The organism is Undibacterium sp. RuRC25W (genome assembly GCF_049339825.1).
Taxonomy (GTDB): Bacteria; Pseudomonadota; Gammaproteobacteria; order Burkholderiales; family Burkholderiaceae_D; genus Undibacterium.
Map to the genome: position 1 here is coordinate 13,715 of NZ_JBMPPD010000035.1, position 23,768 is coordinate 37,482.

Genomic DNA, 23,768 nt, shown 5'->3' on the forward strand with positions numbered 1-23,768 from the left:
ACTTCTCAGCCAGTAACACGATACAACATGCTTACCGCGACGGCGAGTAGAAGTGCAATAAAAATCCGCTGCACCACGTTGGTGGGCAAATGTGCAGCGATTTTACGTGCGGTGAGGGTTCCAATCACTGTCGTCGTGACAAACAAGGCTGACAACAAAAGCGGAAGGCTAGCACCATTAGCAACTGCCATCCCTACGCCCATTGTTCCCACGAGCGAAATGACGAATAACGACGTCGCAACTGCGCCATGCATACTGACATTCGTAAAATGTCGAAGCATAGGCACGATAATAAAACCGCCACCAACGCCTAATAATCCAGAACTTAAACCAGCAACACCACCGATACTAGCGATCACAGCGGCTGATCTCGCATTCCAGTCAAAACGGCCAGTATTCGCATTGACTTGTGCCAGGCAAGATTTTTTATCTTCGGCGTGCACGTGCCTGCGTAACTGCGAGTAAAGCCGCATCGCCACCAAGATCAGCAATACCGCAAAGCAACGCATCAACCATGCTTGTGATAAGTGTTGCGCGAGTTGAATACCCAGCCAAGTTGGGAAACACCCCGCCAGCGCCATCAACAAGGCAGCACGATACCGCACAAGATTCTTACTGAACCCTTCAATTGCACCGATGATCGCGCCAACAGTCACCGCCAGCAGTGCCACTGGCATTGCCTGTTGCATGGTCCATCCTTGGCTATACACTAAGACAGGAACAGCCAAGATACCGCCACCAGCACCGGTCAATCCCATCACGAGACCAACCACAATACCAGCCAACATCATCAACACGAGTGCAAACGAGAACATCTTTGCGGCCCCTTATACATAAAACACATAAGCTTATTCATTTAATGCATAATGATACTTGGAAATGACTGCCCCGAGATCATTTTTGCAGCGTGCTGTGCAAAAAATCGTCTGCGGTGCATTGATCAATGTGATTTGTTTAACACGAGACATCGTAAGAAATGGCCGGTCATCCGCCTGCCATGAGTGTATGTTTTATTCATTCTTATGCATTTTTAATCAATTTTTATGAACCCACAGATAGAAAGCTTTTTCGATCCTGTCACCTTTACCGCCACCCATGTTGTGTACGATGAAAAGGGAGGCCACGCGGCGGTGATCGATCCGGTGCTCGATTACGATCCCAAATCAGGCAGAACCCAGACGCAGCATGCAGATCTGATTCTGCAATTTCTGCAAGCGCATGAATTGACGCTGAGTTGGATTCTCGAAACACACGCCCATGCCGATCACTTAACAGCAGCCTATTATCTGCGGCAGCATGCTGGTGGCAAAATTGCCATTGGTAAGCACATCAGCCAGGTACAGTCAGTCTTCAAACACCTGTTTCATCTGGAACCACAATTTGCAACCGATGGTTCGCAATTTGATCATTTATTCGAAGACAATGCGCTGTTTCAGATCGGACATTTACAAGCCAAAGCGATCTCTCTGCCTGGGCATACGCCTGCGGATATGGCGTATCTATTCTTCGACGAGACTGCCGATGCCGTATTTATCGGCGATACGATGTTTATGCCTGATGTGGGAACGGCTCGTTGCGATTTTCCAGGTGGCGACGCACATCACTTGTATGCATCCATACAAAAACTGCTGGCACTCCCACCGGCGACCCGCCTTTTCCTGTGCCACGATTATCCCCCGAACGACCGGGCACCGGTGTTACAGACCACGGTTGCAGAACAGAAAGCGTACAACATCCACGTGCGCGATGGTGTGAGTGAAGAAGAGTTCGTCAACATGCGAAAAAAACGCGATAGCGGGTTGGAGATGCCAGTGCTTTTGTTACCGGCGATTCAGATTAATATCCGAGCCGGGCAATTTCCTGAGAAGGAAGACAACGGCGTCGCCTATTTGAAGATACCGCTGAATCAGCTTTGAAGGAGAAGCTAGTTTCAGCAATATTCCGGATCACGCGCAAGTAGTGTTTTTATGCCAGCAGCTCAGTGCGTTCCCGTGCAAAGTCCTCAAACTGACTTACGCTTAACGGGCGCGAAAAATAATACCCTTGTACTTCGATACAACCTTGCTGGCGTAAAAACTCTAGCTGCTCTGCCGTTTCCACCCCTTCGGCAATCGTCCTCAGTCCCAAGCTCTTAGCGAGGCCAATTACAGCACTAACAATGGCTTTGTCCTCAGGATCGGTATGAATATCGCGCACAAAACTACGATCAATTTTGAGTTTATATACTTTGAATTTTTTTAAATAACTGAGCGAAGAATAACCTGTACCGAAATCATCAATCGACATGTGTACCCCACGCTCATGCAAGTTATTCATGATCTCAACGGCCCCTTCTGGATCATGCATAGCGACACTCTCAGTCAGCTCAAGCTCGAGATATTTGGTACTGATATCAGCTTCTTGCAAAATCCTACTGATCGTGTTGGGTAAATCACCATGACGGAACTGCACTGCCGATAGGTTGACTGCCATGCGTAAGTCATTAAAACCTCGCTGATGCCATACTTTCAATTGCGTCATCGAGGTACGTATAACCCATTCACCGATAGCAAGAATCTGTCCGGTTTCTTCTGCTACAGGGATAAATTCATTGGGCGAAATACTGCCAAGCTCAGGATGATCCCAGCGCAACAATGCTTCGATACCGATCAATTCGCCGCTGGCAATTGATATCTGTGGTTGGTATTGCAGCGATAACTGATCTCGTTCTAAAGCGTTACGTAAAGCATTGACCAGTTCAAGATGGCGTGCTGAACGCGCTTGCATTTCTGGGGTAAAGAAACGATATGTATTACGACCTTCACGCTTAGCGCGATACATCGCTGCATCGGCGTTTTTCGACAGCGCTTCTAGATTATCGCCATCATTCGGATACACCGCAATGCCCATGGAAGTGGTGATATTGAGTTCAAGCTCACCGACATAATAAATCTGTTGAATCAAACTCATTAATTTTTGCACGACCACTTCCGCGCCATTGGCGTCGATACCGGGTAACAACAACACAAATTCATCTCCGCCGAGGCGAGAAATCGTATCCTCTGCACGTAAATTGCCCACCAGACGTCTGGATAATTCAACCAATAAAGCATCCCCGAAACTATGGCCCAATGAGTCATTGATATCTTTAAAATGGTCAATATCAAAAAAAACAACTGCCAGCGACTCTTTGGAACGTGCCGCGCGCCCGAGTGCGAAGCGCGCCCGCTCCTCGAGTAGAGTACGGTTAGCGACACCAGTCAGTGCATCAAAATGCGCGAGATACTGAATACGTTCTTCGCTACGTTTTTTCTCGGTAATGTCTTCCTGAACAAATAAAAAATGACGGACATCTCCGCGTTCATCGCGAATCGGTGATACCTGAATGAAGTCGGTATGCTCCCGTCCGGACCTGTCCATATGATTGAGTTCAGCATGCCAGCTTCGTCCTTGACGCAGATTGCGTAACATGGATTTATAGCTTAACTTCGACGGCTGATTTTTGTGATAGAGATCAGGCCGTTTTCCCATGACTTCTTCAAGTGTCTTGCCGGTACTGTTTAAAAATGCAGCATTGACGTACTCGATATGAATCCGATGATCAGTAATGATAATCGCGTTTGAACTCTGCTCGACAGCCTGCGATAACTTACGTAACGTGCCTTCTGAATTTTTGCGCTCAATCGCAATGGCGATAAAGTGGGCTGCCATTTGCAGTAATTGAAGATGGAAGGTGTGCGGTGTCGCAGGTTTTTTATGATAAATTGCAAAAGCACCTAACACAGTGTTGTTTGACGAGTAGATGGGCTCCGACCAACAAGCGCCCAATCCTGCTGCTTCTACAAGAGGTAGGTATGCTGCCCAGAAAGGATGGGTTGCGAGATTTTCCGCAATTGTCCGTCGACCTGTCGCAATCGCGTTTCCACAAGAGCCAACTCCTGGAGCGATTGCCAGACCGTCGATTGCTTCGCAATAAGACGCTGGCAAATGCGGCGCCGCACCGAATTGCAAACGCTGACCATCGTCACTTGCTAACATGACAGAACAAATGCTATCTGGAATAATCATTTCTAAACGCAAAACCACATCCCGCAATATGTCTGATAACGACAGACCGCTGGTGATCTTTTCCAGCATATAACTGCGTAGTGCCTCGGTTTGACGCGAATGAAAACGCGCCTCCTCTAATTCAAAACGGGTCAGAGCGTGACTAACATCCACCGTCATTTCTAGCAACAACTGACAGGATGCTTCATCAAACGCATTGACGCTGTCGAGAAACAAATTAAAGGCACCGATAATTTTGCCATTTTTATGCAAAGGCAAAATCGCCATTGATCGCCAGCCATACCTAGCAGCGCGTTCATACCAATGGTAATCCATGACGTCATGCAAAAAATCCTGACACCACATTGGCTCACCATTAATCAGCACACAAGAAATGGGGCCTAACTGACCATTGCCATTCGGTTGCCGAGAGATGGTCAGCCCATCCATGTATTCTTGTCCGTTATTGCCGTAATAGGTCACAGGGACAAATTGTTGATTCGTTTCGTCGATAACACCAATCCAAGCCATCTTCATACCACCGAAAACAACCGCACTATGGCATATCTTAGCAAACAGGTCCGCTTCGGAATGACTACGGACAATCGCTTGATTGCATTGACTCAGCGCATTGTATAAACCTGTCAATCGACGATTTTTTTCGTTGATTTCATGATGTTTCATCTCGGCTTTGGCGAGCTTATTCTGGGTCAGTACAATCGAGTCCTTGAGGCTGCCCTCCTGCTCATTTGACGTCGGAATGACTCGGGAGAAATCGCCACTCCCTAAATCTGCCAGCATCGCATAGATGTCCTCTAAAGGCGCGCCTAGCGTCTGATTCAACGCATGTTTTGCCCGCCATAGCAATGCGAGAAAAGCCACGCCAAAGAAGATAAAACAGAGTCTTAATCGTTGATTGAAGAGTTGTATTTCAGCCAGCGCTTTCGCAGTCCGTTTATCCATCAGACGATGCACCTCATCAACCGCGCGCATAATGGATGCTTTAGCACGCAGATAGTCTGCGTCATAGAGCATACTGCGGGCCATCGCATTTCCACGGGAATGCTCACGGGACTCATCGAACAACCGCATCGCTTTTCGCTCGGTGTCAGTCAGCAAATCAGAATCGTTTTTTGCTTCTGCCAGCGTTGAAAACTCTTCATTCGTAAAACCAGATTGACGCATGAGATCTAGTAACGATATTTTTTTACCAGCTGCGAGGGGTATCACGACGGGCTCATACGTCGACGTAAGTTGCTCCGGAGACAAGGTCCAGTAATTCACGTGACGGGTCATCGGGCGGGATTGCTTACCGTCGCGGATATCAAGAATTTGCTCAAAGAATTGTTGATAGCGACGATCTCCCGTATCAACATAGCTACGCGCCATGTTGGTCAGATCATCAGAGGACTGCCTTAATTCCTCAGACAAGAGATAAGAGGCGTCGCGCTGGTCAGCGGCACGATCAACCTGCGATTCTGATCGCAAATACAAAATCAGAACAATAGCAAACGACAACATGGCCACGAGTAGCCACCAAAAGCTACGGGTATAAGCAAATAAACTACGATGTGCCGGTTTAAGTTCCACTTAAAAACCCTCATGTATCGCAACAAATTTTTATAACTTTGGCAAATTTTTCTCAACAAAATATAGCAATAAAGACGATAGAAATCGTATCGACTTTATAGTCTTGAGTCATAGCACCGCTGGGGCGGTTTTGCGTAAGTCCTCGCTCTACACCTTTTTCGGATAGATTCTCACAAGAATAATCCGTGGTCCATTCATCTTCTTCACGACGGCATCAAAATGCTCAAACTCAACTTTCTGTCCCTCAACGGGTAAATCACCCAGTTTTTGCATGATCAGTCCACCGATGGACTCCACCTCATCACTATCGAGGTCGAATCCTAAGGCCATGCCCAAAGTGTATAAAGGTAAACTTCCTTTACCAATTAAGGTCCCATCATCGAGCAAGGTCCAATCGTTTTCATTTTGACGGAACTCATCTCTAATTTGTCCGACCAGCGCACTCAAGAGATTGTCCAAGGTCAAGAAACCAACGGGTTTGCTGCCTTTGTGCCCTACAATCGCAAAATGTGGCGCCCCTTTTCTGAAGCGACGGAACAGTTCCAACGCTGGCATATTCGGGGGCACGTATTCAACCTGCCGCAGATGTTTGCTGAGATCATCGAGATCTTTACCTGCTTGTTGAGCAAAGAAAAGATCTTTTAAATGCAACATCCCTAATACTGTTTTTTCATCTTCATCAAAATAGGGGTAACGACTAAATCGGTTGCGGGTAGCCGTACTCATATTTTCTTCAAGCGTCAGCCCCTTGTACATGGCTGCCACTTCGTTAATTGGCCGCATCAGGTCTGAGATTTCTAAACCACCAAAATCCAATACTTGCGCCATGATACTCCACTCATCACGAGTTTCTTTGGCACCACCGTGACTTCCACGCAAAATCAGCTTTAATTCTTCTGGCGAATAGTGACTATCACTGCCATGAGCCACATCTAAACCAATCCACTTCAACACCTTATTTGAACTTGTGTTAAGGAACCAAATTGCCGGATACATCATCCAATAGAACGCATAGAGCGCGGGTGCTGTCCATAATGAAACACGCTCCGGCATGCGGATGGCCATCGATTTTGGTGCAAGTTCACCGACAACAATGTGCAAAAATGAGATGACAAAGAATGCAAAAAAGAAAGAAACACCATGAATGATGTCTGCAGAAGTTACGTTTAACAGATCAAAAACAGGCACTAACATTCTGGCAAAAGCGGGCTCGCCGATCCAACCTAGGCCAAGAGAAGCGAGCGTGATGCCTAATTGACAGGCAGATAAGTAAGTATCGAGACGTTGATGAACTTTAAGCAATAAACGTCCTGGCAAGCCAGTACTTTTGGCGATACTACGCACCCGCGTTTGCCGCAGCTTGACCAGACCAAATTCAGCCGCGACAAAGAAACCATTTAACAATACCAATAACAGTGCGGCTACGACCAGAAAAAAGTTATTCAACGCAAAACCCTAGTAATAAACATCACAACACTTTAGACCAAATTACATCATCATGCTCGTTACAGAGACGATTTACCTCAAACCAGAGCATGTTTTAGAGCGCTTTGTGGGTATTTTATGGGCATTTTGCTTCATTGCAATAACAAAAATGAATAAGTCATGTTTTTTACAAAATAGTCCCCATATAAAGAAACCAACAAGACAAAGGACAAAGTCGAGATCTTGGCATACTACGTACAATCAGCCAGTGAGATGAGCAATAACGTGGCAAATACGTAAGTAAACATATAACAATGAGACGACGGCGAAGATAAACATACTGCAAGGAAGACGTAGCATCGATTCCTTTGATTCCTATTTAGTCCTAAAAGGAGAGCAATTTGTCTTTAGACTCCATCATGGCTGAGATCCATCTCAGTCTAACAAACACACCGACATTCAGTGACATTCGTTATTTACGCGCAATCATTGCCCTGATACGTCCACAACAACCCGACGATACGCAGCGCGCAACCGATAATTTACGTGCGTTGTGTTACGTGTTGCGGCAACAACCAGCGTGGCGAAAAAGCTTTCGTCAGTATCTGATTCAGATTGTCACCACCCGCAAACTAGTGCATTTACTCACTGACACTGGGATCACTTTAAACAATGGATTCTGGAGTGCCGGCGCAGAACGCCTTTTCAGTAAATTTTTACCACCCTTAGTCAATGATGATTATATAAAAGATATTTTCGGTCAGATCTTCGACCAAAAGACCGATCATCGTTGGGTAAATGCCGTCGCTGATGATATCTGGCACGATCTGATTCGCTCGATTGGTTTTCGCACACATAAAGCACGTCATACACATGCAATGCTGGCCAATGAGGTGTTAAATGCCATTCAGGTTTTATCGTACCGGATTACCAACATTGGCCTCGAAGCAGAATTAGTTCGCAACTACCCTGACATAGAAAATTTCGAATCGCCGTTCCTGCGCCAAAACGATGGCATCAACGAATATGTGATCCGTTATCGCGAATGGCTGACAGATCAACGCATCGTACGTGATGACAGCAAACACATCGAGGTCTTACTGGAACAATGTAAAGACATTGCCAGCCGCATCCGCCGCACAGCAGCGATTGCTGGTGTGTCGGTCAGTCTGACACGATTGCTACTGCGTCTAGATCAAAGTATGTCGCGTTTGGGCGTCTTATTAGCACTGCTTGATAGCCGAGACACCACCACTAGCATCAACATCGCAATCGGCCTATTCAAAGAATTAGTCAACGCAAACAATAAGCGCCATAGTCTGCGTCAGCTAATGCAGACCAATACCGAATTACTGTCATTACAAGTGACCGAGCGCGCTGGTAAAAGTGGCGAACATTACGTCACCAACACACGTGCCGAGTGGTTCGATATGTTGAACTCTGCGCTGGGAGCTGGATTCATCGTTGGCTTTATGGCGATGATTAAAATCCTGTTTGGTACGATAGCACTAGCGCCGTTTGGTTATGCATTGTTGTACAGTGCGAATTATTCATTCGGTTTCATGTTGGTGCATGTGCTGCACTTTACGATTGCCACCAAGCAGCCTGCCATGACTGCTGCGCTTATCGCTAAAGCGATTGATGAAGGACAGCAAAAACTAGATGAACTGGTCGAATTAATCGTGCGGGTGTTCCGCTCACAATTGATTGCAATTATCGGCAATATTGGTCTGGCAATGCCGACCGCATTTGCCATTGCATGGGCATGGCATGGTATCTACGGCCAACATCTGGTCAGCCCAGAGAAAGCACAATACCTATTACATGATCTGGATCCATTTGGTAGTCTGGCATTGCCTCATGCGGCCATTGCCGGCGTCTGTTTATTTTTATCCGGACTGATCTCGGGCTACTACGATAACAAGGCCAGCTACTCACACATTCCTGCACGCTTACGTCAACTGAGCTGGTTACGCAAACTACTTGGTGAGCAGCGTTTATTCAATATCACTGACTACATCGGCAATAATCTAGGTGCCCTCGCAGGTAATTTTTTCTTCGGCATCATGCTGGGCTCCATCGGGCAACTCGGGAAATTTTTCGGCTTACCCATCGATATCCGTCACATCACCTTCTCCAGCGCCAATTTCGCTTTCGCGCTGGCAGGAATGGACAATCACATGAGCTGGCATTTAGCGGCGTATTCCTTATTCGGGATCCTGTTAATTGGCTTGGTCAACCTAGCTGTCAGTTTTAGCCTCGCCTTGCTGGTCGCATTACGTTCACGCCGCGTCAGCTTTGGCAACGGCGGCAACTTGCTGCGCTTACTGATGCGTCGCTTTTTTTCTGGGACACGAGATTTTTTCTTGCCCGCTAAAATGAGTGACAAAGCGCCGGAAGCAAAATCGTAATGCGTGGTGGATGTGCATCATCTGTGGTTGATGCACATCAATGAGCACCTTGGCTTTGCTACTGAACAAACAGACGGGCGTACAATGAGTGACTACGTCAATGATCAACTGCCCTTTACACCCTCCTCATGAACAAGCCACTGCCTTCTCTGTCCAAACGTTTTGTTCCGCACAGCTTGTTGGAAGATGCGCTGGCAATCGTGACTGGCACCTTGTTTGTTTCATTAGGCATCGCTTTTTTTAATCAGGCGGGTCTGCTCACCGGTGGTACAGCAGGACTGGCTTTTCTTTTACATTACCGGACCGGTATCGCGTTCGGAACGATTTTCTTTTTGATTAATCTGCCTTTTTACTGGCTTGCATGGAAGCGTATGGGTTGGAAATTCACCTTAAAAACCTTCTGCTCCGTCGCGTTAGTATCGGTTTTATCCGGATACCATTCGCACTTCCTGCAACTGATCAACGTAACGTTGTGGGCGCCTTTTTATATCGCACTGATCGGTGGTCTGCTGATGGGTGTTGGCTTTGTGGTGCTATTCCGACATCAGGCAAGTCTGGGGGGAATTAATATTCTGGCACTCTATTTACAACAAACACGCGGCATCCGCGCTGGCAAATTACAAATGGGCCTCGACATCACCATCGTCTTGGCCTCCCTCACCGTCGTCACCCCAATGGCCCTCGCCGCCTCCATCCTTGGGGCATTCGCGCTGAACTTGGCGATCAGCCTGAATCATCGGCCGGGCCGATATATGTCGGCGTAATGCCATTGCAATTGCTTTTGACCTTCTTCGCTCGAGACAAAGTAATTTGTACGAAAAGAAAAGTGAGTGGCCCCCCGCCGGGCCCCGTCTGATCGCAACGAAGTGCAATCAAATCAAGCACAAATGCTTATTTTGTGTGCATCGCAGCAGAGACAAGATTTTGGCGTCCCTATGGAATAAGCACTCTATTTCTGAGCAATAAACGAAAAAATATCGCTTTTATTGTGTAAAATCGAGCGACATGGTCGCGCATTTTGCGCAACTCTCACCCAACATCTGGGCACGACGCCACCATTTTTTTCGGATGCCACAAGCTGTGTCCGCGATGAATGGAAACCCCGTGGCCAAACACAGAAAGTATAACGATGAACAAAGTAGTCATCAGCGGCACCGGCCTGTTCACTCCGTCTGAATCCATTTCTAATGAAGAACTGATTGCTTGTTTTAATAGCTATGTCCAGCAATTTAATACTGAGAATGCCAGTGCGATTGCGGCTGGTGAAGTCGTTGCATTGGAAGAGTCGAGTGTTGCTTTTATTGAAAAAGCCTCTGGCATCAAATCACGCTATGTGATGAACAAATCGGGTGTGCTGGACATTAACCGTATGGTGCCATCCATTCCAGAGCGCAGCGATGATGAGCCTTCAGTCATGTGTGAGATGGCGGTGGCGGCTGCCAAACAAGCCTTAGAACGCGCGGGTCGTACAGCCGCAGATGTCGACGCCGTAATCTGTGCTGCAAGTAATATGCAACGCGGCTATCCGGCGATGGCAGTTGAGATTCAGAGCGCGCTGGGAATTGATGGCTTTGGCTACGATATCAATGTGGCCTGTTCTTCTGCGACATTCGGCATTCAGGCTGCGGTGACAGCGATTCAAAGCGGCCAGGCACGTGCGGTATTGGTAGTTAATCCGGAAATCACCAGTGGTCATTTGAACTGGCGTGATCGCGACAGTCATTTTATTTTTGGTGATGCGTGTACCGCCATTCTGGTTGAGCGCGCCGATTTGGCAACGTCTGCACATCAGTTTGAAATTGTCGGCTTAAAACTAAAAACCCAGTTCTCCAATAACATCCGCAACAATTTTGGCTTTTTAAACCGCGCGGATGAATCAGGGATCGGCAAGCCAGATAAATTGTTCCGCCAACAAGGTCGTAAAGTATTCAAAGAAGTCTGCCCAATGGCAGCCGAGACCATTACCAGTACAGTAACCAGTGCATCGTTAGCCGTGACTGATGTGCGCCGGTTCTGGCTGCATCAGGCAAACCTGAACATGAACCTGTTGATCGCCCGTCTGATTCTGGGTCGCGATGCAACACCAGAAGAATCACCAACGATTCTTGATACATACGCCAACACGTCGTCTGCAGGCTCTATTATCGCGTTCCATAAACACCAGGATGATCTGGCAGCAGGATCGATCGGTGTGATCTGCTCCTTTGGTGCGGGTTATTCGATTGGTTGTGTCGTTGTAAAAAAACTAGGCTAAGTACTTTTATAGCGACGCAAAAAAACCGCCTTAGATGATCAAATCTAAGGCGGTTTTTTTGAGATCGCGTTTTTGCGGCGAAAATCCTGACGCCGCCGATTCCAGGTATCAGCTGTCCATTTACGCCTTCAGTGCTTTTTCTAGTAATCCGTGCAACTCGTCAAAAGATGGCTCGCCCAGATAACGCTTCAGCACATTCCCTTGTTTGTCGATCACAAAGGTCGTTGGCGTCATTCTGACATCACCAAACGCCTTGGCTAATTGCCCGTCGGCGTCGATCGCCACCTGAAAAGGCAACTGGCGGGTTTCGACATAGTTGAGGACATAATTTGCTGGGTCATAACTCATGGCAACAGCAACATACTCCAAACCATCTGCATGGTACTTATTGTAGGTACTGACCATCTTTGGCATTTCAGCGACGCAGGTAGCGCAGGACGTTGCCCAGAAATTGACCATCACTACTTTGCCGCGCAAACTTTGTGCAGAGATTTTTTCACCTTTCAGGTTGGTGAAGGTGACGTCTGGAATGGTGGTTTTTCCGGACAGGGACTGATAAAACAAGACCGCAAGCGTGATTAATGCGATCGCAGCAATGATGGCGAAAAGTCTAAACTTACGGGGGGAAGATGGTTCTAGCATGGTTCTCTCTCTGGCAGATTAGCACTGATGCCAAATAACAAGCGATCATTATAAAAGCGCATATCGGATTGTGCTTGCGCATCAACAAACAATATCGTCACTCGCGCTCATGTTTGTGGTGCGGTAATCCTTTTTCCAGCGACATGGGTGGTCAATACGATCGCCGTCGAGGTCGAGCCAAAGGCGTTTAATTCATTGATGATGCGCTGTAAATGTTCCACATCTGTTGCTAGCACACGCATGACAGCACCGTCTTCGCCCGTCACGGTATAACAATCGATGATCTCAGGACAGGATGCGACATACTGGGCATACGGACGCCCTTGCTGCGTTGACAGGCGTATCATGGCAGTAATCTGATACCCGAGCGCTTTGGGATTGATATCAGCGCGATACGCGCGGATCACTTCTGCCGCTTCCAGACGCTTAATACGTTCCGATACAGCGGGCTGGCTTAAATGGACCTGACGGCCAATTTCTGCATGTGACATTCGCGCATCTTGTTGCAATAATTGCAGGATTTTTTGATCAAATTGATCGATCTTGGGATTCATAAGGATTTATCGTCATTTTCAATTGAATTCCATCATCTGCCTCTGAATTGCTTATCAATCACTATTCATTCGCAGGAAACAGCTTGCTAAAGTAGAGCTTACACTAAACTCTTCAGACTATCAGAGAATCATCATGGCTACCCATATCACCAACACCCAAATCGCCACTATCGCACAAGAGTTTCAAACGCCTTGCTGGGTGTACGACGCGCGTATCATCCGTCAGCAAATTGCATTACTGAAACAGTTTGATGTGATTCGTTTTGCCCAAAAAGCGTCGAGCAATATTCATTTACTGCGACTCATGCGTGAAGAAGGTGTGATGGTGGATTCCGTGTCCTTGGGTGAAGTGGAACGCGCATTGATCGCCGGCTTTACGCCAACGCCAGATGCTGACCAGACGCACGCGCAGATCGTGTTCACCGCAGATTTGCTGGATCGTCATGCCCTGAAAAAAGTGGTTGAACTCAATATCCCAGTCAATTGTGGCTCGCCTGATATGCTGCGCCAGCTTGGTCAAGCGCATCCTGGCCATCCGGTCTGGCTGCGTATCAATCCGGGCTTTGGCCATGGTCACAGCCGCAAAACCAATACGGGTGGCGAACAAAGTAAACACGGTATCTGGCATGAAGAATTACCGGAAGCCTACAAGTTGATCGACCAGTATGGTTTGCAGTTGGTCGGACTACATATGCACATTGGTTCTGGTGTCGATTACGACCATCTACAAAGTGTCTGTGATGCGATGATCTCCCAAGTCAAACTGGCGCAGCGCGATCTGCAAGCGATCTCGATTGGCGGCGGTCTGTCGATTCCTTATCGTGGTGAAGACGATCTGGTCGATACAGCGCATTACTTCCAAATCTGGGATAAAGCACGTCAGGAAATCGAATCCCACTTAGGGCATAAAATCAGTATGGAAATTGAGCCAGGACGTTTCCTGGTTGCACAATCGGGCATCATGATTTCTGAATTGCGCGCACAAAAACAAGTTGGCAGTAATTTCTTCACCTTGGTCGATGCTGGCTTTAATGACCTCGCGCGTCCGGCGATGTATGGCAGCTTCCACCGCATCAGTGTGCACGCCGCCGACGGTACGCCGCGGACAGCAGCATTGCAACCGACCGTCGTTGCGGGACCATTGTGCGAGTCAGGTGACGTATTTACACAAGAAGAAGGCGGTATTCTCACCAGTCAGGATCTGCCAGCGGGCGAAGTCGGTGATTTGTATGTTTTCCATGATACCGGTGCATACGGTGCGAGTATGTCATCGAACTACAATTCACGGCCGTTGATCCCTGAGGTGTTGGTGGACGGTGAGCAGATCAAACAAATTCGTCGCCGTCAAACCATCCAAGAGTTGATCGCGCTGGAGATCTAATAATACACAAGACTGTTCTGTCCTTCGACAAAACAGTCTTTACCAAAACGCCTCAGGTAATCAAGGGGATAACGTAACGCTGATCAGTTCGGAGCCGGAAAATCCTCTAAAATCCCGGATTTTCTGGCTTTGAGGATGGCGTCATTAATTTTCTCGATAATCCCGTCATCTTTATCTGCGCGAACTGCAAAATGAACCGCATCAAGCAACACTGGTTTGGGTAATACGCTGATATCGATATGATCAAATTGCGGATAAGTACCTCCCCGCTCTTCTCTGATGTCTTGTAAACGGCGTTCCAGAAAACGGGGGTTTTTATTCGGAGAACTAAACAACGCAGCATCCATTCGATAAAACATCAGTTTATTGATTCTGGCGATGGTATTTTGTCCATCATTTTCGACTGTAAACAGCTTGTCTTTGAGCGCATCAAATTCGTTATTGAACATAATACCGCGCGGAATACCGATGGTCTTTCCATGTAAATCTGCATAGGTATTAAACGTAAATTGCTTGTCCGAGCGTGTGACCAAAAACACGTAACGCAATTGCACTGGTAACGAAAAATGAAAAATCTTTTCCCGATCACGGGTCCGACTCATCCCATAGATTACACCGTCACCATCCTCTGCATGCTTGACCGCGCGCTGCCAAGGCATGCGCTGCCATTGAATCCTGAGATTCTCTTCCATACCCAGATAATCAAGCAAATTTGATAAGCGATCAATTGGTAGAGACTGACCGTGCGAGTCAACGGGATCACTGCTGATCACCACAATTGCTCTACTATTTTTGAATTCAGTAGCGTCTTTAACTTCTTTACGGGCTGCAAATGAATGCGGCGCTAGTGGAAGCGAAATAAGCACGATGAGAGTACGAACTACGCCAACACAGAATAAATTTTTTAAGTGCCAAACAAATACAGGTAACTTCATCAGAGTCCAGAATTCTATCAATCACGCAATGCGATGTTGTCGATATGTGTTGTCGTTGTCTATCTGATTCGTCTTTAAAAAAGCGAATCTGCAAGCGAATTTGTACTAAAGTGCGCTGATCAGGTGAGCGAAAGAGGTTAACAGACGCGCCAACTAATGCACTATGCAGCATTGTCTGTTGATGGTAGCGGCAAACTTGTAGGGTGACAAGTCTTGAATACTCTCAGAAAAGACAAAGAGGCAATCGATGACCGCCTCTTTTTTCAGCACCCATGATCGTCAGCAATGAAATCAACTGGGTCAGGAAATAATAACGTCGTTAGTCGCGTCAAATCATCAAGAAACAACGCCGCATACCATCCGCATGCCACCACCACCCAACGGGGCGGGATGATCGCTGTTGTTATCACCACCAGCATGCACCATGATCGCATGACCGCTTAAGTCGGCGACCTTCAGACGTGGTGCCATAAGCGGATACGTTGCTTTACCGTCGGCAGCGACAACCAATGCGGGCAGATCGCCTTTATGGCCTTTGCCGTATGGTCCCAGATGTTCATTGGTTTTCTCAGGGTCCCAGTGACCACCTGCTGCTAATGCAGCTGTTGGCACGCCGTTGTTAAGGCCTGGTGCACATGAAGGATTAACATGCACATGAAATCCATGAACCCCTGCTGGCAAGCCACTCAGATCTGGCGTAATTAATAGGCCATACGGCGTATCTTCCAGTGTCAATTTACCAGCCGAACCAAGGACGCCATTGGCATCCACAAATTGTAATTCGACCGTTTGTGCGTGCGCCAGACCAGCGACGAGTGCACTCGTCGCGATGCATAGTTTTAACGAAAATGACATGTTTTCTCCTGATAGGTACGTGAGGTACGAGTTACCGTTCGACATGAATGTAATGCAATTGCGCACAGTATCACCACAGAGTGCGTTTGCAGACAATCACTATACCTGTTTTTCATTAAAGCGTTTTTTCCGGCAAGCTGGCAGAACGCGACCCTGGTAGGGGTAAATTATCCGCGGCGTGATAGGTAAACACCATCGAGAATTTGGTCGCATTCGTCTGATTTTTACCAGCAGCGTGAAACAGATTGCTATGGAACAACAACACATCACCTTGCTTTAAAGAAACCGGCACGGCTTGCGCCAGTAATGGCTGGTTTTGCGATAAATCGGTCCGTAAAAACTGTGCCGCATCGAGCTGGGCAACATCAATCATCGTTCGATGTGAGCCAGGGATCACCAGCAAACAGCCATTCTCGACCGTCTCGTCACGCAATGCCAACCATGATGACACCAGCTCTGCACGCTCAAACTGCCAATAGCGACTATCACGATGCCAGCCTGTTGCTGTCGAGTATTGTGGCTGTTTCGTCATGATGCAGTTATGGTGCACCTGAGACATCAATGCACCCTCACCCAACAATTGTCGTAGCGGCGTTGCCAGCGTTGTGCCCGTTGCCCACTGCGCTAGCAGCGTATCGCGGGCATAGGCTTGTAATATGCGTCGCGCGGTCTGTCCGCCTTCGGCCTCACGAGATACGGGGGCGCCTGGATAGCGGGTATCAGCTTCATACTCGATTGGCAGGATATGGTCCACAAGTTGCTGCCGTGCAAAAGCAATCACCTGCTCGCAAAAAGCACCGGAGGCGGCCTGTGGCAGGACTAAAAAACCCTGCGTCTGAAATTCTTGAATCTGGGCGGAACTAAGCATGGCCTGCATTTCGTAAAAGCACAAAACGTTATTGTGCCACGCTGAGGCCATGTTGATGGATAACAGATCAGACTCTGCAGAATTCTGTTGAACGTAACAGATACACAGACGCGTTCACGCTTCAATGTGTGCGAGCGCGCGACAGCTGTTTTTGCAGCGCATCAAAAATGCCGCAAAATGCGGCATAATGGTGCCAAAACCTATTCCGTGGTGTTAATCACCTGCAATAGCACCTTGTTACCACGAGTTTGCTATTGTTCTTGCCTGATCCTCAAACTGAGGCAGCCAGCGTGTTATACCGAATTTCAGTCGCCCATCGGTCGCTGATCGTTCGATATTATCCGGAATATCCAGAATTCGATTTTTGCTCACACCACTATGACACAGTCCATTTTAGAAAACATCAATGTCACCTCGTTTGACAACATGCCCACCCCGGAAGAACTGCACGCTCGGTTGCCTTTGAGCGAGCTCGCCGGTAATGTCGTCGAACAAAGCCGCGAAACACTGCGTAATATCCTTGAACGCAAGGATAAACGCTTATTTGTCGTCGTCGGTCCTTGTTCCATCCATGACCCCGTAGCAGGCTTAGATTACGCCCGTCGCTTGAAAGTATTGCAAGAAGAAGTCAACGACGTGATGTTCTTAGTGATGCGTGTGTATTTTGAAAAACCACGCACCACCACTGGCTGGAAAGGCTACATCAACGATCCGGATATGGACGATTCTTTCCGCGTTGATCAGGGGATGGAAAAAGCCCGCAAGTTTTTACTCGATGTCTGCGAACTAGGTTTGCCAACGGGCACTGAAGCGCTTGATCCAATCAGCCCACAATACCTAGGCGATCTGATCGCCTGGACAGCGATTGGTGCCCGTACCACAGAATCACAAACGCACCGTGAAATGTCGTCTGGTTTATCGACACCTGTCGGCTTTAAAAACGGTACCGATGGCGATATCAGCATAGCGATCAATGCGATTTTATCGGCCTCGCATCCGCATTCGTTCTTAGGCTTGAATGGACAGGGACGTGTATCGATTGTCCGTACCAGCGGCAACCAATATGGCCACGTCGTGTTACGCGGTGGTGGTGACCGCCCTAACTACGACACCGTCTCCGTCGCGATGGCCCAGCAAGCCCTGATCAAAGCCAAGTTACCACCGAATATCGTGGTCGACTGCTCCCACGCCAACAGCTACAAAAAACCAGAATTGCAACCACTGGTGATGGCCGACGTGGTCAATCAGATCGCCAACGGCAATGATGCCATCGTCGGGGTAATGATTGAATCGAATATCGTCGCAGGTAATCAATCTATCCCCGCTGACCTCTCACAACTCAAATACGGCTGCTCGGTCACCGATGCCTGCGTTGACTGGTCAACCACAGAAACCATGCTGCGTGAAGCCGCAGACCGACTACGCGCCAAATAAATTCTCAGCATCAATAAGCATCCCCTAGTATTGATGCGGGTCTTGGCTGGTTTTCAGCCTGAGAACCGCATGAATAGGAGGGGATCGTTTTTATAGATTCAAATTTACAATGCTCGTAAATTACGCATGCAATCAACATACGCTTGTTGAATCTCAGTCTGCGCAACATGACGTCCGTCTTGCACGATGCGCTTACCAGCCACATACACATCACGCACCAAATTGTCGTTGCCTGCAAAAAGCCACGTGTTCAACACGGCGTTGCTGGTGAGACCAGCAAGGTTAGGATGGTGATCGTTGAGGATGAGCATGTCAGCGCGATACCCTCGTGCGAGCTGGCCGACCTGTCGTCCGCTGGCTTGTGCGCCCCCCAGCAAGGCTTGCTGCCACAGAAAATCGCCAACCTGACGCTGGTCTGCCGTATTGGCGATGTTACGTCCTTGCAAACGCAGACGCTGACCATATTCGAGCCAGCGCAATTCTTCAACAGGGCTTTGCGAAACGTGGCTATCACTACCGATTCCAAAACGTCCACCCGCAGCAATGTAATCTGGCAGATCAAAAAAACCGTCGCCAAGATTACCTTCGGTGGTGGTGCAAATGCCTGCGACAGCACCGCTTGCGGCGATGCCTTGGACTTCTGTTTTTGTTAAATGGGTGGCGTGCACCAAGCACCAGCGTTGATCGACTAAACCGGTATCGAGCAATAATTCAACAGGACGCTTACCTGTCGCAGCGATACACGCATCGACTTCTTTGGTTTGTTCTGCGATATGGATATGCAGCGGCCGGTTGGTAGGTAATGCTGCATGTACTGCGCGGATCTGGTCGATGCTGGCGGCACGTAAAGAGTGCGGTGCGACGCCGACTTCCACTTGTGCGTTACGTTCCGGTGCAAGGTTGTCGACGAGTGTCAGAACATCATCGACTGAAGTAGTAAACCGACGTTGATCGTGACGCAACGGCTGCGCATTAAAATCGGCATAGCTATACAACACGGGCAGCATGGTCACACCGATACCCGTTTGCTTTGCTGCGGAGATCACGCGCAGCGCCATCTCTTCAGGTCGTGCATACCAGTTACCATCGATGGCACGATGCAGGTAATGGAATTCGCACACAGACGTATAGCCCTGGCGAAGGCATTCCATATACAACTGCGCTGCAATCGCTTGTATCTGCTCTGGCGTGATGTGCAACGCATAGCGATACATGAGATCGCGCCAAGTCCAGAAGCTGTCTTTGGACTCGCCTGCCATTTCTGTCATCCCTGCCATGGCACGCTGAAATGCATGCGAGTGCAGATTGGTCATGCCTGGCAAAACAAATTCTGCCTGTGCCTCGTTCGCTTGTCGCTGCGCTGACAGTTCGATTTCTGTTAATGCGCCATCGGCATTCCAATGTAAGCGGACATTGCAAGTCCAGCCTTGTGGGAGATACGCGTTGGCTGCAAATAAACTGCGCTGACTCATACCGGTTTTCCTTGTTTCGCCCAGCGCAAACAGGTCTGTAGCAATTGTTCAAGCAAGGGCTGCACTTGCTGAGCAAGATCAGGACGATATGCAAATGGCGGCACTTCGTTCATATAAACAGACTGGCACATCTCTAACTGCACGGCATGAACACAGCGTTGCGGCTGACCATACTGACGTGTGATGTAGCCACCTTTAAAGCGGCCATTAAAGACATGGGTGTAAGCCTTGCTGTGCATAGATGAAAGCAAAGACTGTTCTAGCGCGTCTTGCAAGCCGGACGCGCATGATTGCTGATCTGCGGTACCGAAATTCAGATCCGGTAATTTGCCTTCAAAAAACCTCGGAACAACGGACGCGATGGAATGTGCATCCCATAAAACGACGTGTCCATGAATGCTGAGAAGACGTTCGAGTTCTTCGTTTAATTTCAGATGATATGGTTGCCAGTATGTCGCGATGCGACGCTGCACTTCAGATTGATCCGGTAAGTTATCAGCAGCATAGAGTGGATGCTTGTCGAAGGTATCAACCGGGCAAAGACCTGTCGTATCTTGTCCTGGATATAGATTAGCATTGTCTGGCGCGCGGTTAAGGTCAATCACATAACGTGAATATTCAGCCATCAGCGTTGACGCACCGAGCGCATCGGCCATGTGATAGAGCTGACCCAGATGCCAGTCGGTATCGGCTCTGAGATCAGCAATCGGCAACATCTGCGACACGACTTCGGGCGCGATAGCCGTGCCAACGTGGGGCATCGAGATGAGGAGTGGCGCGGTGCCAGCTTTAAAATGGAAAGGGGTTGTCATGTGAAGTTCTCCTTTTTATTTTATACGTGTTTTATAGTTATTTTTGTATAGGTTCATTCTTGCAATTGACGACTGATACGATGCGCCGCCGTCAACGTCATCTGAATGAATTCACGGTATCGGGCTGCCGCCCGCTGTGCAGGTGCCATCAATGACAAGGTCGCAATGAGTTGATTTTTTCCAGAAAAAATTGGTGCACTGACACCCCAAACACCGTCATCAATTTCATTTTCGCTGGTGGCATAGCCTTGTTGATGGATCAGGTGCAAATACTGTTCCAGCGCAACTCTATCGTCTTGTGGGAGATCAGAATCGGTATATAAAAAATTTTGATCTAATAGTTGCTGGCGGGTTGTTTCTGGCAAAAAGGCGAGCAGCGCTTTAGCAGACGCCCCGCGCACTGTGGAATTCGCGCGCCCTTTCGCAAACGAGCAACGCAGCGCTTGCTGACTTTCTTGCATGTCGAGACAGATCACTTGTCCATCGACATAGCACAACAAACCGACACTCTCCCCTGAACGCGTCACAAGCTGCTCAATCTCACCACGCGCCGCCTGCATTAACCAGGAATGCTGATCAAATCCATGCGCCAATTGCACCGCCAACGGCCCTGGTTCATACAAACCACTATGCGCATGCTCCTGCACCCATCCCCACTTTTTGAGTACCGCGAGATGCCGATAAATGGTGCTCAGAGGCAGTCCCGTTTGCTCAACGACCTCTCGGGCAGACATTGCCTCTCCGTGACGTGCAATACACGCCAACACAGACAACACTCGTTCACTGGTCGCGACAGGCGCAGCAGAATTCAAACTCATGGGAATCAATGCCAACAATACAAAGTAATTTGTTCATGCTAGCAGTTCATCAGGAAAGCTCAAGCTTAAATTCTCATTGAGAGAGAATAAGTTGGATTTTAATGATCATGAAGGTCTCATTCATGGAGATAAATTTCGACGCGTTCTTTACCTTTGGCCTTATTTTCACGTTTCAAGCCAATAACACCAACTTCACCCGTGCTACGCACATGCGTACCACCACACGGAACACGAGAAAAGCCCACTATTTCCCAATAACGCCGCTCGTTTTCTTCATCATCATAGCCAGTATGAATCGGTAAATTATCAGCAATAATTTGATTGGCTTGTTGCGCAATATCGGGCAGCAAAGGCGCAATGCTCTGTGGCCATACAAAATCGATTCTGGCTTTGTTTTGAGCGATATGAGCGCCCACTTTATTGACCCCATTCAAGGTCTTATAAAACAATTCCAACACCAGTTCCGCAGCAAAATGCAGGCGCATTAAGCGATATCGACGCGCCCAGTCAATCGCCATTTGCACTTCTTGACCGACGCAAAAACCATGGTCATCGGGAAGTGTGTAAATGATGTTATGTTCTTGTTTGCGGGCAGAAACCACAGGCAAGCCTTGTATCGTACCGTTGTCACTTTCCTGCCCACCTGAGAACGCAAAGAAAATGGTGTCATCCAATTGAATGTCTGCACCATTCACTTCGGTGACACGTGCCATCAGTTGTGTGCAATACGGAGCAGACCAGAAGGTTTTCTTTGTCGTCATTCAGATTCGGGCGTCGCACCCACCCTACGTCAGGTAAGCCAATCTAGCTTAATTTTTCCCGTATGCCGTGTTCTGACAATTCCGCACTTCCTGTGTAGGGAAATCAGCTTTCAGAGCGTCGACTTTGGCTTTTTCGTCGCTATTGAGCGCACGTAATTGATATGAAAATTTATTGGTGGTAACGGTCCGCGGCATGATGCGCGCGGTATGCACACCTTTGGCGTTCAATGCGGCGAGGTGCTGCTTTGCCGCTTCTTCGGTTTTGAATACACCTAAAGAGATACCCCAACGCAAAGGTCCGGCATCCTGAATCACGAAGAAATCCGTGACGTTAATTCTGCGTAATTCAGCAACTTTTTTATCCGCGCCGTCTTTACTTCCTTGCGAAGGAATAAAAACCATGTAACTCGCAGAATCGCTGACATTTAAGCGTGACTGGCGGTCACCCAAGGCGAGCGTTTTCAGCTTTTCTTCGATCTTTGGCGCATCGGACTGTAAAAAATTACCGATTTCGAGACAGGCGATGATCTCATCCTTTTTTTCTGCCGGTGGTGGTGCCACTGGTGCAAGGGCGACGCTCGCCGGCACCTGCTTTAACTGAGTTACGTGATGTTGTTGTTTGAGCCGTTCAGGTTCGTGCGCTTCCAGCGGCCAGTTGCCTAACCAACCAAGGTTAAACGCCAGCACAGCGGCATTGACAACCAATAGAAACCAGAAAAAAAATCGCAACATGATAGTAATTAGATGAATTCAGCTTGAAACTGATTGTGCCACGACAAACAGCCCCGTCAAGACTAGATTAGCGATATGGTCACACTGAAATGGTAGATGTGGCAACAGATATGGGGCAGCACCACCAGAAATGAGACAAATCACGGATTCTGCTTGTTTTTTTTGTAGTGACTGATACGCCAACGTGATCGCACCCGCTTGTGCATGAATGCACCCGCTGACAATCGCCTGGTCCGTATTATTGGCAAATGGCTGATCAACCTGGATACTTTCTGCTACCTGCGGCAACTGTGCAGTATTGCGAGCAAGCGACTCCGCCATCAGCTTCAATCCGGGCAAAATCATGCCCCCCACAAACTCTGCCTGCGCTGTGACAGCGTCGACTGTCGTTGCTGTCCCGCAAGTAGCGACAATCACATGCTGCTGCGGATACAGATAAGCTGCGGCAATGGCGGACGCAAAGCGGTCACATCCCAATTGTTGCGGATTGAGGTAATGATTCTGAAGACCAGCACACTGGGCCTGGGAGGCAAACCACTCTACCACCACTGACGGAAACGCGCGCGTCACTAAGGCCGTCAAACGGGCTTTAACTTCCACTCCGGCAACGTTAGAGATCAACACCTTTGACACGGGATATTGTTGCCACGCGGCGACCAATTGATCAGTGTCATCGTGAGCGACAGAGGTGATGGTCAACCACGCTGGCTTTGCTGGAGCGGGTAGCTGTTGATGGTGAGGAATGCCCCATTTAATACGGGTGTTTCCGGCGTCGATCAGTAATAACATGTGATTTCC

At 48.3% G+C, this 23,768-nt stretch carries 20 protein-coding genes; 6 read left to right on the forward strand and 14 right to left on the reverse strand.

Translation table 11 applies throughout. From position 1 onward, the window contains the following. Nucleotides 1-5 precede the first annotated feature (5 nt). Complete coding sequence (locus ACO0KV_RS15015) at nt 6-815, reverse strand: sulfite exporter TauE/SafE family protein (protein WP_423043452.1); 810 nt, start codon at nt 813-815, stop codon at nt 6-8. Between the two features lie 228 nt (nt 816-1,043). Between ACO0KV_RS15015 and ACO0KV_RS15020 the strand changes: the two genes are divergently transcribed. Further along, nucleotides 1,044-1,916: an MBL fold metallo-hydrolase gene (locus ACO0KV_RS15020; RefSeq protein ID WP_423043454.1), complete on the forward strand. Its 873-nt coding sequence runs from the start codon at nt 1,044-1,046 to the stop codon at nt 1,914-1,916. Between the two features lie 49 nt (nt 1,917-1,965). Here the strand turns inward: ACO0KV_RS15020 and ACO0KV_RS15025 are convergent, their stop codons facing one another. Then, entirely contained in the window at nt 1,966-5,616 is a 3,651-nt protein-coding gene (locus tag ACO0KV_RS15025) for a sensor domain-containing phosphodiesterase (RefSeq protein WP_423043456.1), read from the reverse strand. Nucleotides 5,617-5,763: 147 nt separating this feature from the next. Beyond that, the gene (locus tag ACO0KV_RS15030) at nt 5,764-7,062 is read right to left on the reverse strand and encodes a hemolysin family protein (RefSeq protein ID WP_423043459.1); all 1,299 of its coding nucleotides are present in this window, start codon (nt 7,060-7,062) and stop codon (nt 5,764-5,766) included. Nucleotides 7,063-7,442: 380 nt separating this feature from the next. Here ACO0KV_RS15030 and ACO0KV_RS15035 point away from each other — a divergent pair, with 380 nt between their 5' ends. The 3 genes from ACO0KV_RS15035 (at nt 7,443) to ACO0KV_RS15045 (ending at nt 11,706) form a co-directional block, all read left to right on the forward strand. Next, complete coding sequence (locus ACO0KV_RS15035) at nt 7,443-9,452, forward strand: site-specific recombinase (protein ID WP_423043461.1); 2,010 nt, start codon at nt 7,443-7,445, stop codon at nt 9,450-9,452. A gap of 128 nt (nt 9,453-9,580) precedes the next feature. Beyond that, nucleotides 9,581-10,216 carry a YitT family protein gene (locus ACO0KV_RS15040; protein WP_423043463.1) on the forward strand — a complete coding sequence of 212 codons (636 nt, stop codon included), beginning with the start codon at nt 9,581-9,583 and terminating at the stop codon, nt 10,214-10,216. Nucleotides 10,217-10,581: 365 nt separating this feature from the next. Continuing rightward, on the forward strand, nt 10,582-11,706 hold the full coding sequence (locus ACO0KV_RS15045; protein ID WP_423043465.1) for a beta-ketoacyl-ACP synthase III: 1,125 nt from the start codon (nt 10,582-10,584) through the stop codon (nt 11,704-11,706). A gap of 120 nt (nt 11,707-11,826) precedes the next feature. On the opposite strand, the gene ACO0KV_RS15050 is transcribed toward ACO0KV_RS15045, so the two are convergent. Both ACO0KV_RS15050 and ACO0KV_RS15055 read right to left on the reverse strand, forming a co-directional pair. After that, nucleotides 11,827-12,348 (reverse strand): TlpA disulfide reductase family protein, encoded by a 522-nt coding sequence (locus ACO0KV_RS15050; protein ID WP_423043467.1) that lies wholly within the window; start codon nt 12,346-12,348, stop codon nt 11,827-11,829. Nucleotides 12,349-12,455: 107 nt separating this feature from the next. After that, nucleotides 12,456-12,902, reverse strand: coding sequence for an Lrp/AsnC family transcriptional regulator (locus ACO0KV_RS15055; RefSeq protein WP_423043469.1), 447 nt, complete (start codon nt 12,900-12,902; stop codon nt 12,456-12,458). Nucleotides 12,903-13,035: 133 nt separating this feature from the next. Here ACO0KV_RS15055 and lysA point away from each other — a divergent pair, with 133 nt between their 5' ends. Further along, on the forward strand, nt 13,036-14,283 hold the full coding sequence (gene lysA / locus ACO0KV_RS15060) for a diaminopimelate decarboxylase (protein ID WP_423043471.1): 1,248 nt from the start codon (nt 13,036-13,038) through the stop codon (nt 14,281-14,283). Between the two features lie 83 nt (nt 14,284-14,366). Here lysA and ACO0KV_RS15065 read toward each other — a convergent pair whose 3' ends face one another. The 3 genes from ACO0KV_RS15065 to ACO0KV_RS15075 form a co-directional block, all read right to left on the reverse strand. Further along, nucleotides 14,367-15,218: a substrate-binding periplasmic protein gene (locus tag ACO0KV_RS15065; RefSeq protein WP_423043473.1), complete on the reverse strand. Its 852-nt coding sequence runs from the start codon at nt 15,216-15,218 to the stop codon at nt 14,367-14,369. A gap of 336 nt (nt 15,219-15,554) precedes the next feature. Next, nucleotides 15,555-16,073: a superoxide dismutase [Cu-Zn] SodC gene (gene sodC, locus ACO0KV_RS15070; RefSeq protein ID WP_423043475.1), complete on the reverse strand. Its 519-nt coding sequence runs from the start codon at nt 16,071-16,073 to the stop codon at nt 15,555-15,557. A 115-nt stretch (nt 16,074-16,188) separates the two neighbouring features. Beyond that, complete coding sequence (locus tag ACO0KV_RS15075) at nt 16,189-16,941, reverse strand: phytanoyl-CoA dioxygenase family protein (protein ID WP_423043477.1); 753 nt, start codon at nt 16,939-16,941, stop codon at nt 16,189-16,191. 378 nt (nt 16,942-17,319) lie between these two features. On the opposite strand from ACO0KV_RS15075, the gene ACO0KV_RS15080 reads away from it, so the two are divergent. After that, a complete protein-coding gene (locus ACO0KV_RS15080; RefSeq protein WP_423043479.1) occupies nt 17,320-18,375 on the forward strand; it encodes a 3-deoxy-7-phosphoheptulonate synthase in 1,056 nt (351 codons plus the stop codon). A 104-nt stretch (nt 18,376-18,479) separates the two neighbouring features. On the opposite strand, the gene ACO0KV_RS15085 is transcribed toward ACO0KV_RS15080, so the two are convergent. From ACO0KV_RS15085 to ACO0KV_RS15110, 6 genes are all read right to left on the reverse strand, one after another. Next, on the reverse strand, nt 18,480-19,847 hold the full coding sequence (locus ACO0KV_RS15085) for a formimidoylglutamate deiminase (protein ID WP_423043481.1): 1,368 nt from the start codon (nt 19,845-19,847) through the stop codon (nt 18,480-18,482). Further along, a complete protein-coding gene (hutG, locus tag ACO0KV_RS15090; protein WP_423043483.1) occupies nt 19,844-20,659 on the reverse strand; it encodes an N-formylglutamate deformylase in 816 nt (271 codons plus the stop codon). Before hutG ends, ACO0KV_RS15085 begins: the two co-directional genes overlap by 4 nt. A gap of 53 nt (nt 20,660-20,712) precedes the next feature. After that, a complete protein-coding gene (locus ACO0KV_RS15095; RefSeq protein ID WP_423043485.1) occupies nt 20,713-21,477 on the reverse strand; it encodes an IclR family transcriptional regulator in 765 nt (254 codons plus the stop codon). 116 nt (nt 21,478-21,593) lie between these two features. Next, entirely contained in the window at nt 21,594-22,238 is a 645-nt protein-coding gene (locus tag ACO0KV_RS15100) for an alanyl-tRNA editing protein (protein WP_423043487.1), read from the reverse strand. A gap of 48 nt (nt 22,239-22,286) precedes the next feature. Then, entirely contained in the window at nt 22,287-22,970 is a 684-nt protein-coding gene (locus ACO0KV_RS15105; RefSeq protein ID WP_423043489.1) for an SPOR domain-containing protein, read from the reverse strand. An 18-nt stretch (nt 22,971-22,988) separates the two neighbouring features. After that, on the reverse strand, nt 22,989-23,759 hold the full coding sequence (locus tag ACO0KV_RS15110; RefSeq protein WP_423043490.1) for a type III pantothenate kinase: 771 nt from the start codon (nt 23,757-23,759) through the stop codon (nt 22,989-22,991). Nucleotides 23,760-23,768: the final 9 nt, after the last annotated feature.